13 protein-coding genes are annotated in these 13,214 nt (G+C 72.4%); 7 read left to right on the top strand and 6 right to left on the bottom strand.

From position 1 onward, the window contains the following. Positions 1 to 182: 182 nt before the first annotated feature. From ACZ6JE_RS14540 to ACZ6JE_RS14550, 3 genes are all read right to left on the bottom strand, one after another. The gene (locus ACZ6JE_RS14540) at positions 183 to 1,319 is read right to left on the bottom strand and encodes a hypothetical protein (RefSeq protein ID WP_464319399.1); all 1,137 of its coding nucleotides are present in this window, start codon (positions 1,317 to 1,319) and stop codon (positions 183 to 185) included. Positions 1,320 to 1,436: 117 nt separating this feature from the next. Next, positions 1,437 to 2,429 (bottom strand): ferredoxin reductase domain-containing protein, encoded by a 993-nt coding sequence (locus ACZ6JE_RS14545; protein ID WP_464319400.1) that lies wholly within the window; start codon positions 2,427 to 2,429, stop codon positions 1,437 to 1,439. Then, complete coding sequence (locus ACZ6JE_RS14550; protein ID WP_464319401.1) at positions 2,426 to 3,004, bottom strand: molybdopterin-dependent oxidoreductase; 579 nt, start codon at positions 3,002 to 3,004, stop codon at positions 2,426 to 2,428. The genes ACZ6JE_RS14545 and ACZ6JE_RS14550 overlap by 4 nt, the downstream gene beginning before the upstream one ends. 154 nt (positions 3,005 to 3,158) lie before the next feature. Between ACZ6JE_RS14550 and ACZ6JE_RS14555 the strand changes: the two genes are divergently transcribed. The 5 genes from ACZ6JE_RS14555 (at position 3,159) to ACZ6JE_RS14575 (ending at position 7,628) form a co-directional block, all read left to right on the top strand. Then, positions 3,159 to 3,782: a superoxide dismutase gene (locus tag ACZ6JE_RS14555; protein ID WP_243215559.1), complete on the top strand. Its 624-nt coding sequence runs from the start codon at positions 3,159 to 3,161 to the stop codon at positions 3,780 to 3,782. 157 nt (positions 3,783 to 3,939) lie between these two features. Next, positions 3,940 to 5,337: a sensor histidine kinase gene (locus ACZ6JE_RS14560; protein WP_464319402.1), complete on the top strand. Its 1,398-nt coding sequence runs from the start codon at positions 3,940 to 3,942 to the stop codon at positions 5,335 to 5,337. Next, positions 5,330 to 6,031: a response regulator gene (locus tag ACZ6JE_RS14565; protein ID WP_464319403.1), complete on the top strand. Its 702-nt coding sequence runs from the start codon at positions 5,330 to 5,332 to the stop codon at positions 6,029 to 6,031. The genes ACZ6JE_RS14560 and ACZ6JE_RS14565 overlap by 8 nt, the downstream gene beginning before the upstream one ends. Continuing rightward, positions 6,028 to 6,960, top strand: coding sequence for a hypothetical protein (locus ACZ6JE_RS14570; RefSeq protein ID WP_464319404.1), 933 nt, complete (start codon positions 6,028 to 6,030; stop codon positions 6,958 to 6,960). Before ACZ6JE_RS14565 ends, ACZ6JE_RS14570 begins: the two co-directional genes overlap by 4 nt. A 191-nt stretch (positions 6,961 to 7,151) precedes the next feature. Further along, on the top strand, positions 7,152 to 7,628 hold the full coding sequence (locus ACZ6JE_RS14575; protein WP_464319405.1) for a hypothetical protein: 477 nt from the start codon (positions 7,152 to 7,154) through the stop codon (positions 7,626 to 7,628). Here the strand turns inward: ACZ6JE_RS14575 and ACZ6JE_RS14580 are convergent. Further along, entirely contained in the window at positions 7,625 to 8,653 is a 1,029-nt protein-coding gene (locus ACZ6JE_RS14580; protein WP_464319406.1) for an EamA family transporter, read from the bottom strand. The two genes, ACZ6JE_RS14575 and ACZ6JE_RS14580, sit on opposite strands and share 4 nt — an antisense overlap. A gap of 71 nt (positions 8,654 to 8,724) precedes the next feature. Between ACZ6JE_RS14580 and ACZ6JE_RS14585 the strand changes: the two genes are divergently transcribed. Next, positions 8,725 to 9,672, top strand: coding sequence for a LysR family transcriptional regulator (locus tag ACZ6JE_RS14585; protein WP_464319407.1), 948 nt, complete (start codon positions 8,725 to 8,727; stop codon positions 9,670 to 9,672). On the opposite strand, the gene ACZ6JE_RS14590 is transcribed toward ACZ6JE_RS14585, so the two are convergent. After that, a complete protein-coding gene (locus tag ACZ6JE_RS14590) occupies positions 9,669 to 10,964 on the bottom strand; it encodes a peptidoglycan DD-metalloendopeptidase family protein (protein WP_464319408.1) in 1,296 nt (431 codons plus the stop codon). The genes ACZ6JE_RS14585 and ACZ6JE_RS14590 overlap by 4 nt on opposite strands. 238 nt (positions 10,965 to 11,202) lie before the next feature. Here ACZ6JE_RS14590 and ACZ6JE_RS14595 point away from each other — a divergent pair, with 238 nt between their 5' ends. Beyond that, positions 11,203 to 12,606, top strand: a complete 1,404-nt coding sequence (locus ACZ6JE_RS14595) for a nucleobase:cation symporter-2 family protein (protein ID WP_192061678.1) — start codon at positions 11,203 to 11,205, stop codon at positions 12,604 to 12,606. Between the two features lie 165 nt (positions 12,607 to 12,771). Here the strand turns inward: ACZ6JE_RS14595 and ACZ6JE_RS14600 are convergent, their stop codons facing one another. Next, a complete protein-coding gene (locus tag ACZ6JE_RS14600; RefSeq protein WP_243215577.1) occupies positions 12,772 to 13,074 on the bottom strand; it encodes a hypothetical protein in 303 nt (100 codons plus the stop codon). Positions 13,075 to 13,214: the final 140 nt, after the last annotated feature.

The following is a 13,214-nucleotide window of genomic DNA, read 5'->3' on the forward strand; positions in this document are numbered from 1 at the left end:
ACCCCGATCTCTCAGGGTGTGGCGCTGCGTCACACCCCGAAAGCCGCGCCACACCCTGAGAGATCGGGGTGTGGCGCGGTATTCGGGGTGTGGCGCGACTCTCGAGGGCGGAGAGACGAGCAGAGGCCCTCGTGCACGCACGAGGGCCTCTGCTGGTCGAAGGGAGGGTGGAGCGGGATCGACTAGCGGGCGTCGATCGAGAACTGCACCGGCGCGGGCAGATCGGCGATGTGCAGCGTGTACGTCGTCACCGCACCGGCGGGTGCCGCGAGGTCGAGAGTGACCGACTCGCCGTTCAGCCAGCTGCCGGTGACGAACCGACCCTGCGCATCCGTGATCATGAAGCTCGCGAAGAGCGAACCGTGGATGGTCACCGCGGCGCGGCCGTCCGCGATGTCGCCGACGACGACCGTGCCCGGAGCCGGCGTGCCGGGCTCACTGGGGTCGCCGGGCTCACCGGGCTCACCGGGGTCACCGGGCTCACCGGGCTCACCGGGCTCACCGGGCTCACCGGGGTCACCGGGCTCGCCGGGGGTCTCGCCCTCGTCGGTGCGGTCGATGACGAGGGGCTGGCTCTCGACGACCGTGCTGTAGCCCTCGCGCAGCTCGAGGGTGAAGGCCGTCTTCTCTCCGGCCGGGGCCGGGAGCGACACACGGCCGACGCCGTCGGTGCCGAAGGCGTCGAGGCCGTACGAGTCGCCGGAGGCGTCGACGACGCTCCAGATCTGGCCCGCAGGGCCGGCGAGGGTGACCGTGGCGTAGCCCTCGATCACGGCGCCGACGCTGTAGGAGACGCGGAAGTCACCGGGGACGCCGGGCTCCTCCGGCGTCTCCGGGTCGACGGGCGTCTCAGGGTCGACCGGCACCTCAGGGTCGACCGGCACCTCGGGGTCGACCGGCGTGCCGGGGTCGACACCCTGGCGCGGGTCGACGCGCCACTCGGAGAGGTAGGGGACGCCGTCGACGACGGAGCGGACGGTGAACACGTTCTCGCGGTCGTTCGCCACGCGGATCGAGACCGTGTTGCGGCCCGAGCCGTCGAGCAGGGTGCGGGTCTCGACGCCGCGCTCGTCCGTGAAGACGACCAGAGCGTGGGGCGCGCCCTGCACGGAGACCTCGACGGCGCCGTCGCTGACGCCGAGGAGGGTGATGGCGGGCCGCTCAGCCGTGCCGTCGCCGATGGTCGAGGCGATCGTCGCCGACGCGGTCGACGAAGCCGAGGCGTCGGGACTCGCGGCGAACGCGGGCCCGGCGACGAGGGAGGCGAGGACGACGCCGGCGGTGCCGATCGTCGCGAGGCAGGTTCTGGCAGTGGACATGGTGCTCCTTGTGTCAGGCGCATCCGACGGACGCGCTGACCGGAATGCTACACGCGACATACTGGGCGTTATGCACCTCGAGTGCAGACCTGTGCACAACCGACGCAGCCCACCCCGTCACACGCCGCCGAAGCGCTCCGTGCGCACGCGGGTCGGCGCGTGCCCGAGCTCGACCAGCCACCCCGCGACGGTCTCGACGAACGAGTTCGCCCCGCAGACGTAGACGAGCGGGTGCTCGACGGCGGGCAGCACGAGCGACTCGAGCTCGTCGCGGGTCAGCCGGCCGGCCGGCCGCGCCTCCCCCTCCGGCACCTCGCGCGTGAAGACCCAGTCGACCCGCAACCCCGCCCAGCCGGCACCCGCCCCCGCGCCAGCCCCAGCACCAGCACCGGCACCGGCACCGGCACCAGCCCCCGAGGAGGCGCGCACGGCCTCGTCGAGCTCCCCCGCGAACCAGCGCGACTGCGGGCCGCGCACCGAGGCGAGCAGACGGAACGGAGGCGCGTCGCGGCTCCGCGAGCGCACCATCGCCATGAGCGGAGCGAGGCCCGACCCGCCGCCGATCAGCTGCACGGGCGCCTCGCGCACCGGCGTCGCCCCCTCCGGCTCGGGCAGCACGGCGTGCACGGCGGAGCCGGGCTCGAACTCGGTCGGCGGCCAGACGAACCAGCCGCCGATCGGGCCACGGACCTCGATCGGGTCGCCGGGCTCGGCGGCGTCGACGAGGTAGGGCGACACCTCGCCGTCGTCCATCCGCTCGACCGTGACCTCGATCTGCGGGGCACGACCCGCGCCTCCCGGGCCGGCGGGAACCGGGCTCGAATCGGCGAGGCGATCCGCGCCTCCTGGGCTCGCGGGATCCGCACCCGTCTCGGCGAGGCGACCCGCGCCTCCTTCGGGTCGTCGGGAGCCGCGCACATCCGACAGCGAGTACGAGCGCACGGCCGTGTACCCGTCGTCGGCGGTGAGCCGCAGGTCCGCGTGCTGCCCGGCTCGAGCCGGCCGCAGACCCGGCACCGCGATCGTCAGCGACCGCGCCCGCCCGGTCTGCGGGGACGCTGCGACGATCGTGCCGGGCAGCCAGTCGAACGAGTCACCGACGGGGCTCACGCGTAGCGCTCCTCCTTCCAGGGGTCGCCGTGGGGGTGGTAGCCCATGCTCTCCCAGAAGCCGCGACGGTCGGTGGCCATGGTCTGGAGGCCCTGCAGCCACTTGGCGCTCTTCCAGAAGTACAGCCCGGGCACGAAGAGGCGCGCGGGCCCGCCGTGCTCGGCGCGCAGCGGCTGCCCCTCGTAGGTGTCGACCACCCACGCCTTGCCGCCCAGCAGCTCGGTGAGCGGCAGGTTGGTCGTGTAGCCGCCGTGACTGGTGGCCATCGCGAACTCGTGCTGCGTGTCGAGCCCGTCGAAGAGCGTGTCGATCGAGACGCCGCGCCAGTGGGTGCCGAGCTTGCTCCAGCTCGTGACGCAATGGATGTCGGTCTCGATGTCCTCGTGCGGCAGCGCCTGGAAGTCGGCCCAGCTGAGCGAGCGCTGCGCCGTCTCCGTCGCGATCTGGAGCTCCCACCGCTTGATGTTCGGCGTCGGCCCGGCCGACAGCACGGGGAACCCGTTCTCGAGGTACTGCCCCGGTGGGAGGCGCGGGTCGGCTGCGCGCCGCCTGCCGAGCCCGGTGAATCCGGCCATGGTGCGCCTCCTGGGTGCTGGTGTTCGGTCTCTCGTCGCCCCCAGCTTCGCACCACCACGGCGTCGCCGTATCTGCGATCACGCTGGGAGAACGTTGACCCCGACATGGGTGGAGGTCGTACGGTGGACGGAGGTCAACTCGAAAGGACCCCACATGGCTGAGTACACCCTTCCCGATCTCCCTTACGACTATGCAGCGCTCGCGCCGCACATCAGCGCGAAGATCATGGAGCTGCACCACTCCAAGCACCACAACACGTACGTGACCGGTGCGAACACGGCCAACGCCGCCCTCGCCGAGGCCCGTGAGACCGGCAACCTCGCCAACGTCAACAAGCTCGAGAAGGACCTGGCCTTCAACCTCGGCGGCCACGTCAACCACTCGATCTTCTGGACGAACCTGACCCCCGAGACCGGCGAGCCCACCGGCGACCTGCTCGAGGCCATCGGCTCCGAGTTCGGCGACCTCGAGAAGTTCAAGGCGCACTTCACCGCGACCGCTCTCGGCGTGCAGGGCTCCGGCTGGTCGGTGCTCGCGTACGACGTGCTCGGCGAGAAGCTCAGCGTCTTCCAGCTCTTCGACCAGCAGGGCAACGTGCCGTTCGGCCTCGTGCCGCTGCTGATGCTCGACGTGTGGGAGCACGCCTACTACCTCGACTACCAGAACGTCCGCGCCGACTACGTCAAGGCCTTCTGGAACATCGTCAACTGGGACAACGTCGCCGCCCGCTACGCCGCCGCGACCACCAAGACGCAGGGCCTGCTGACCGGCTTCTGATCCGGTACCCCGCAGCCGCATCACTGCTCTCGAGGGCGCATCCGCTTCGGCGGGTGCGCCCTCGTCGTCTCCTCCACAGACCCCCGTCGTGCGCCCCCGGGTTGAAAACGGCCCCGAGGAGGCGCGGTGCACCCCGACCCTCCCCTAACGTGACGGCATGACGAACGTACGGCGGTGGCAGCGGCACATCGCCGCGCCGGTCGCCGCGGTCGTCTACTTCGCGTTCTGGGTGGCGAGCACCTGGGGCAACGGCGGCGTCGCCGACAACGCCGTCGTCTTCGGTCTGTTCGCGATGGCGATCGGGCTGGCGTACTGGATGCCCGTCACGGCCCTCGTGCTGGTCGTCGTCGTGCCCGTGCTGCAGCTGTTCGGCGTCGTCGAGGCCCCGCGAGAAGACACCTGGGGCGCCTACGTGGCCATCGCCCTGGTGATGTTCTTCGTCGCCGTGCGCCCCTCGCCGTGGCTGCGCCTCGCGGCCCTGCTGATCGCGGCCGGCGTCGCCGCGCTCGGCGCCTGGCTGCTCGCCGTGCCCACCATCACGCGCCCCTACGTCTGGAGCAGCTGGGTCGGCACGGGCGCCGCCGGCGGGCTCCGTCTCGAGTTCTCGCTGCTGACGGCGGCGCTCTTCGGCGTCTTCGCCGGGGCGTGGGCGATCGGCGTGGCGTTCGCGAGCATCCGGCGCGTGCTGGTCATCCGTCAGGCGCTCGAGGCCACCGAGACCCGGTTCGAGGCGACCGACTTCGAGCTCCGCATCGCTCAGGAGCGCGCCCGCATCTCGCGCGACGTGCACGACGCGCTGGCGCACTCGCTGGCGGTCGTCGTCTCGCAGGCGCAGGGGGCGATCGCGTTGCAGCACACCCGACCCGAGGTGACGGCCGAGTCGCTGCAGAACATCGCCGAGGTGGGTCGCACGGCCCTGCTCGACGTGCGGCGCCTCGTCGAGCGGATCACGCAGGACGACGACGTCACGGCGCCCCGCGAGACCCTCGCCGACATCGAGGGGCTCGTCTCGGCGATGCGCGAGGTCGGCATGGACATCGGCGTCACCGAGGAGGGCGAGCCCGGCGAGCTGGCGCCGTCGCAGCAGCTCGCCGTCTACCGCATCGTGCAGGAGAGCCTGACGAACGCCCTCAAGCACGCCGGCACGACGAGCAAGGTCGTGATCGCCATGGACTGGCGGGGGCCCGGCCTGTCGCTGCTGGTGACCTCGCGGGGTCGCGGCGCTCCGCTCGTGGCCGCACGCACCGGGGTCGACCGCGGCGCCGGGGTGCGCGGCATGGTCGAGCGGGCGCGCCTGGCCGGCGGGTGGCTAACCGCGCAGCCGTCGAGCGACGGCACCGGGTTCGAGGTGACCGTCTTCGTGCCGACCAGACGTCGACCCGACTCGGCCCGCACCTCCGGCGCCTCGACGGGCAACTACCCGCGCACGCTGCTCGACGGGACGGGTGCGGGTTCGTCGGGCCCCGCCCCTTCTCCTGCTGGGCACGCGCCTGCGGCTGCGCCCACGCCCTCCACTGCCCCGCCTGCTCCTCACGAGAGAGACCCTCATGCCTGACCTCACCGAGCCGGCCCGCGCCATCCGCGTCGCCGTCGTCGACGACCAGCCGCTCTTCGCCTCGGGTCTGCGGATGCTGATCGAGGCGCAGCCCGACCTCGCCTGCGTCGGCACGGCCGTCGACGGGCGCGAGGCGCTCGAGCTCGTCGCCCGTGAGTCGCCCGACGTCGTGCTGATGGATCTCCGCATGCCGGTGATGAACGGGCTCGAGGCGACGGCGCGCATCCTCGAGGGGGTGTCGCCCGACGATCTGCCGCGGGTCGTGGCGCTGACGACGATCCAGCGGGACGAAGCGGTGTTCGGGGCGCTGAAGGCCGGGGCGTACGCGTTCCTCACGAAGGACGCGACGCCCGACGACGTCATCACGACGATCCGCGCGGCGTTCGCGGGCGACCCGGTGCCGACCGCGGGGGCCGCCCTCGACGTCGTGCACGAGTTCGCCGTGCCGCCGACCGCGCCACCCCGGGTCGACCCGCTCGCGCCCCTGTCGCCCCGCGAGCGCGAGATGTTCACGCTCGTCGCGAAGGGCCTGAGCAACACCGAGATCGCGACCGAGGCGTACCTCAGCGAGGCGACGGTGAAGAGTCACGTGCGCTCGGTGCTGCAGAAGCTGGGGATGCGCAACCGGGTGCAGATCGTCGTCTTCGCATACGAGAACGGCGTGGTGTCCGGGCCCGACCGGAGGCGCGGGTGAGCAGCCGAGAGCAGCTCGCCAAGCGGATCACCGCGGTCGCCGTCGGGGTCGTCGTCGCCGGGGTGATCGCGGTCGGCATCCCCGCCAATGCGGCCTACACGCTGCCAAGCCCGCCCGAGCAGGACCGCACGGAGTGGCTGATGCCGCTCGACGCCTACATCGGCCCGAGCACGACGAGGCTGACCTACGCCGAGGAGCTGCTGATCGAGCCGTGCCTGCAGGCGGCGGGATTCGAGGGGGTCGAGGTCCCGTGGCGGGACGTCGACGCCGCGACGAACGCCCTCGAATCGCAGCCGGTGCGGGCGTTCGATCTGACCGACGCCCGGGCGCGCGGCTACCACGTGGCGCCGACCGACGACCCGGGGGCGACGGCCTGGCGCACCTACTCGACGACGGTGTTCGCCGATCCCGTGTTCGACGCCCGGATGAGGTGCGGCGACCAGGTGCTGACGGAGCACCCCGAGCTGGCACAGGACGACCTGACGTCGTCGATCGCCATCCGGCTCGGCGACGCCGCGTTCTCGGAGGCGCGGCGCGACGACCGCGTGCTCGACACCGCCGACGAGTGGCGGAGCTGCCTGATCGACGCCGACGTCTTCGACGTGGGGCCGTTCGCGACGGAGGCGCTGGCCGAGACCCTGCCGCGCTCGCCCGCGGGGATGCCGACGATCGACATGGCGGCCGAGTTCGGGTCGGACGACCCGTCGTCGCCGATCAGCAGCGACGAGATCCGCCTGGCGACGGCCGACGCGGCCTGCCGGGAGTCGTCGGGGTATCTGGAGGCGCTGTACCAGGCCGCATGGCAGCGGCAGCTGACGGTGCCGCACGACTACGGCGAGGTGCTGGCCCAGGTCGACGTCGAGGGCATCGCGGCGGCGACGCGGACCGTCGAGCGGGTGCTCGAGACGCGGACGCCCGCACGGCGGTGACGGGGGCGCGGCTGTGCGGCGAGGTCATCCCCCTTTGCGGGGGCTGCACATTCGTGCGGCCGGTCTCTAAACTGCGACCAGAGGAACAGCAGGGGAGCGGGGGCGACCTGTCGGCCTGATCGACTCTGCGCCCGGAGCCGTTCAGGCCGGCGGGTCACACCGGTCACGCGGGGCAGGGCTAGCCTGTCCGGGTGAGCGACTCCTCCGGCACGACCGGCCCCGACGCGGGTCTCGTGTTCGGCCTCGTCGTCCGGGCCATGGCGAGCGGCACGCTGCTCGGCATCGCCGTGGTCGTCATCATCGCGATCGTGTCGTCGATCGGGGCACCCGCCGGGGTGTCGACGTCGTCGTACCTGTTCGCCGCACCCGTCGCCGGCTTCGTCGGCGCGCTCGTCGCCCTCCTCGCCGTCACCGTCGCCCTCATCACGGTCCGCCTGGTCGACCCGCACCGCCGACACCCCCGTCGCCGCATCACACTCGGAGCGATCACCGCCGGGCTCGCCGTCGGTGCCGCCGCCCTGGCCGCCGATTCCCCCGGCTTCACCGTCCCACCCTGGGCGGCCGCCGTCGGAGCCGTCGCCACCAGCGTCTTCGCCGTCCGCAGCCTCGTGCGCTACGAGCGGCTGCGACGCGCGCCCGACGCGCCACGTCCCTCCGGCGAGGGCTAGCGGCGCACCCCTGCCTCGGGCGCCGCCCCGGCCGCAGCTCCGGTAGCGGCACCGGTGCCGGCACCGCCCTGCGGGACGACACCCGCGGTGCCGACCTCCGCCGCGCCTCCTGCAGGAGCCTCCGAGTCCGCCGCAGACCGAGCACCCCGCTCGGGCACGGTTCGCACCACGCGGCTCGCGTACAGCACCCCGCCGACCACGACCACGCCCGCCACGAGCTCGACCACGTCGGGCACCTCGTCGAAGGCGAGCCATGACGCCAGCACGCCGATCACCGGGACGAGCATCGAGAACGGCGCGACTGTGCTCGACGGATACGTGGCGAGGAGGCGCGTCCACAGCCCGTAACCGAGCACCGTCGCGACGAGCACCACGTAGAGCAGCCCCACGATCGACGGCAGCGCGTCGAGGGTGAACAGCGTCGCGAACGTCTGGCCGATCCGTTCCGGGCCCTCGACGACGAACGACAGCGCCAGCATCGGGATCGGCGGCACGACCGACATCCACAGCGTCAGATGCAGCGGGTTCGGAGCGGCGGCCCGCCGCACCGCCACGTTGCCGAGCGCCCAGCCGAGCGCCGCGCAGAGACACAGCACGACGGGCAGCAGCGCCGCGACCTGAGACCGGTGCACCGCGATCACGGCCAGCGCCAGCACCGCCACGCCGATGCCGATCGCCTGGCGTCGCGTGATGCGCTCGCGCAGCCAGATGCCGGCGATCACCACGGTGAACGGCGCCGACGCCTGCAGCACGAGCGACGCGAGGCCCGACGGCATGCCGGCCTCCATCCCGAGGTACAGGAACCCGAACTGCAAGATGCCGAGGGCGAACCCGACCATCAGGAGGCGCGGCCACGGGATCGCCGGACGCGGCACCAGCAGCAGGGTCGGCACCGCCAGCAGAGCGAAGCGCACCGCGACGAGGAGGAACGGCGGGAAGTGCTCGAGCGCCAGCGCCGTCATCGGGAAGTTCACACCCCAGCAGACCGCGACGACGAGGGCGAGGAGGCGGTCGCGGGGGCTCATGGCTCCATGCTGGCGGATGCCTCGTTGCAGGACCAGCGCGCATCTCCGCGGTGTCCTTGTAGCCTCCCTTCATGGACGTGCAGCATCTCGAACTCCTCCGCGAACTCGACGAACGCGGCAGCGTCACGGCCGTCGCGGCGGCGACCCACCGCTCGCCGAGTGCCGTGTCGCAGCAGCTCAAGACCCTGCAGCGCCAGCTCGGCGTCGAGCTGGTGCAGCGGGTCGGACGCGGGGTGCGACTGACGGAGGCGGGGCAGGCGCTCGCGCGCGCCTCCTTGGCGGTGTCGACGGCGGTGGCCGAGGCGGAGGCGACGCTCGAGGCGGTGCGGACCGGCGCGACGGGCGTCGTGCGGCTCGCGGTGTTCCCGTCGGCGGCCGAGCTGCTGCTGCCCGGGTTCGTGACGCGGATGCGGGCCCACGCCGGCATCGAGGTCGAGATCGACGACCGCGACGTGAGCGAAGACGAGTTCGCCCGGCTGACCGCGGACTTCGACGTGGTGGTGGGGCACCGGTCGGACGGGGTCGCGCCTCCTGACCGGTCGCGCCTGGCGGTCGTGGCGCTGCTGCGCGAGCCGCTCGAGGTCGCGATGCCGCTCGATCACCCGCTGGCGGGGCGTGAGCGCGTGACGCTCGGCGACGTGATCGGCGAACCGTGGATCGGCGTTCCGGTCGGGTTCCCGATCGACCGCGTGCTGACGGCGATGGCGCTGCGGGCGGGCGTGACGCCGGATGTGGTGCACCGCAGCCTGCACCTGCCGCTGCTCGAGAACATGGTGGCCGCGGGGCACGGGATCGCGCTCGTGCCGCGGCACACATCGGCGGGGCGCGCGCGGGGGCGGTTCCATCTGGCGACGCTCGAGGAGGTGCGCGCCGGGCGGCACATCGAGGCGCTGATGCGGCCGGATCGGGCCGTGCGGCCGGCGGTGCGCGTCGTGGTCGACGAGCTGCTGGCGGAGGCCCGGGTGACGGAGGCGGCCTCCGAGGAGGCGCGCATCAGACCCGAGAGCGCTTCCGCCTAGCGGACGCCCTGCGTGGCGAGGTAGGCGACGGGGTCGGTGGCGAGCCCGTTCTGACGGACCTCGAGGTGCAGGTGGCAGCCCGTCGAGCCGCCGGCCGTGCCGACGCCCGCGATGTTCTGACCGGGGGTCACGGTCTGACCCTGCGACACGAAGATGCCCGACGACTCCATGTGCCCGTAAGCGCTGCTGATGCCGTTGCCGTGATCGATGATCACGAGGTTGCCGTACCCGCCGGCGGGGCCCGCGTACGAGACGGTGCCGGCGGCGATCGAGTAGATCGGCGTGCCGCACGAGGCGCCGAAGTCGGCACCGGCGTGCAGCTTGTACTCGCCCGTGATCGGGTGCACGCGGTAGCCGTACGCCTGGTACGAGCCGAACGAGCGGATCGCGGCGACCCAGCCGGTGCCGGGGTCGGGCTGCGTGGTGCCGGGGCCGGAGCCCGCACCGACGCTGATCGGGCCGGTGCCCGCGGCGCCGGCCTGGAGCTTCGCCTGGGCGGCCGCCGCCTCGGCGGCCTGCGCCTGGGCGAAGGCCTGCTCCATCGAGATGCGGTCGTCTTGCAGCACGACGAGCTGGGCGGCCAGCGTGGCCTTCTCGGTGTCGATCTTCGACGCATCGGCCTTGGCGGCCTCGTTGGCGGTGACGGCCTCGTCGAGGGCGGCGTCGGCCTCGTCGGTCAGGCGGTCGCGCTCGTCGAGGGCGACCTTGGCCTGGTCGGCGAGCGAGGTTGCGAGGTTGTCGGCGGCGATGGCGCGATCGCGCAGCGCGTCGAGATTCTCGCCGACCTTGCTCGACATGCTGAGGCCACGGAGGGTGTCTTCGGCGCCGGCGCCGGACGACAGCAGGTCGCTGAGGGTGCCGGTGCTGGTCGGGCGGGCGAGCATCGCGGCGGCCTGACCGACGACGATCTCGGACGAGGCGGACTGCTCGCGGGCCTCGTCGGCCTTCTTCTGGATGGCGGCGTAGGTCGCGTTGGCCTCGTCGGCGGCCGCCTGCGCGTCGACGAGCACCTCACCGGCGGCGTCGGCGGCCTTCTGGGCGTCGGCGGCACGGTTCGTGGCTGCCTCGAGTGCGGCCTCGACGTCGGCGATGGCGTCTTTCTTGGCCGTCTCGGAGCTGCGGGCCTCTTCGATCTGAGCCCAGGTGGGGGCGGCGGCATGGGCCTGAGCGGGGACGGCGAGGAGCGAGGCGACGCTGAGCCCGACGACGGCGATCGCGGTCGTGACGGCACGTCGGCCCCGGGAGGCGCGAGTCGACCCGGAGAGGTCGGGGCGCGTGGTGAGGCGGTGCATGCTTCTCAGTCTCGATCAGAACGGCTGGGACATCGCTCGACGACTGTCGGCGGAGTCCCAACACTATCGTCATGCCCACGCCGCGAGGCGGACCTGCCCCGATCTGGGGATGAGAATCAGGCTTCTCCACAGGTCGTCGTCGCGGCCGCCTTCACACAGGCGACACATGACGGCATCATCCGGGCAACGCGCGTGCCCTAGCGTCGTAGCGACCGACACACCCTGATCAGGAGGCCCCATGACCGCGAGCGCGCAGGCCGAGAAGCGACCCGTCGACCGGATCCCGCCGCTGCGACGGCTGTTCCCTCTCGGGCTGCAGCACGTGCTCGCGATGTACGCGGGCGCCGTCGCGGTTCCGCTGATCGTCGGTGGTGCGCTCGTCGGCATGGGCGAGCTCGAGCCGGGCGACATCGCGTACCTGATCAGCGCCGACCTGCTCGTCGCCGGCATCGCGACCATCATCCAGTCGGTCGGATTCTGGCGCTTCGGGGTGCGGCTGCCACTGATGCAGGGCTGCACCTTCGCCGCCGTCGGCCCGATGATCGTGATCGGCGGCGAGTACGGCATCACCGCGATCTACGGCTCCGTCATCGCGAGCGGCCTGTTCATGATGCTGCTCGCACCGTTCTTCTCCCGGCTCGTCCGGTTCTTCCCGCCGATCGTCACCGGCACCGTCATCCTCATCATCGGCGTCTCACTGATGGACGTCGCGGCCGGCTGGGTCGGCGGCGGCACCGGCTCGGAGGACTTCGGCGACCCGCTCGACATCGGGTTCGCGGCGGGGACCCTGCTGCTGATCATCCTGATCGAGCGGTTCGCGCCTCCTGCGATCCAGCGGGTGTCCATCCTGCTGGGGCTCGTGATCGGCACCCTCGTCGCGTGGCCGTTCGGCCTCACCGACTGGAGCGGCGTCGGCGAGAGCGCCTGGTTCGGCCTCGCACTGCCCTTCCACTTCGGGCTGCCCACGTTCCCGATCAGCGCCATCGTGTCGATGTGCATCGTCGGCCTCGTGATCATGACCGAGACGACCGGCGACATCATCGCGGTCGGCGAGATCGTCGACGAGCCCGTCACCCCGCGCCGCCTCGCCGACGGCCTGCGCGCCGACGGCCTCTCGACCGTGATCGGCGGCGTCTTCAACACGTTCCCGTACACGGCGTTCGCGCAGAACGTCGGCCTGGTCAGCATCACCGGCGTGCGGTCGCGCTACGTGGCGACGTTCGCCGGGGTCATCCTCGTCGTGCTCGGACTCGTACCGGCACTCGGCGCCGTCGTCGAGGGGGTTCCCCTGGCGGTGCTCGGCGGCGCGGGCGTGGCACTGTTCGGCATGGTCGCCGCGAGCGGCATCCGCACGCTGTCGAAGGTGAAGTTCAACAACTCGAACATCCTGATCGTCGCCGTGGCGCTGGGTGTCAGCCTGCTGCCGACCGTCAGCCCCGACATCTACGCGCAGTTCCCGACCTGGTTCACGATCGTGTTCGACTCGGGCATCAGCGCCGGGGCCCTCGTCGCGGTGCTGCTCAACCTGCTGCTCAACTCGGAGTCGCAGCAGCGGCGCCACGGCGGCGTCGACCGCGACGTGTCGGCGCACGACGCCGTCCGCGGCCCGTCCGCACCGGCGGCGGCCGACCGCGACGCCTGAGCAGCGCGGGGGCTCGGCCGCGGGGGCCGAGGAGGCGCGGGTCAGTGTGCGCGTCAGTCGCGAGCGGTCGGCGGCTGGGGGTCGGCGGCTCGCGGTCAGCGGCTGGGGGTCAGCGGCTCGCGGTCAGCGGCTCGCGGTCAGCGGCTGGGGGTCAGCGGCTGGCGGTCAGCGGCGAGTTCGGCGCACCGGACGGTGCCGGCGACGACGCGAGGCGATCATGCTGATCAGCGCGACGAGGGCGGCGATCATCATCGCCGCTCCGAAGATCACGAGCACGGGCTGTGGATCGGTGCACGTCGGGTAGTCGACCGAGCAGACCGTGAACGGGGGCGCCTCCTGCCCCTCCGCGTCGAGCACCGCGAAGGAGGCGCGCCCCAGCGAGAAGATCGCCAGACCGAGCAGGGTCACGACGACCAGCAGGCCGGCGAAGATGCGCCGCACGATCCGGCCGTCGTCCACTGAGCTCATGACACTAGTCTCGCGCTCGGCCCCTGTGCTGTCATCGGCCTCAGGGCGGACCCGGGATCGTTCGCGAGTCGTGCCTCGCGTGCGTGTCGCGAGCCGCGCCTCCTGCAGCTCGCGAACCGCGCCTCCTGCAGTGCCGAACC

The organism is Frigoribacterium sp. AC759 (assembly GCF_979256015.1).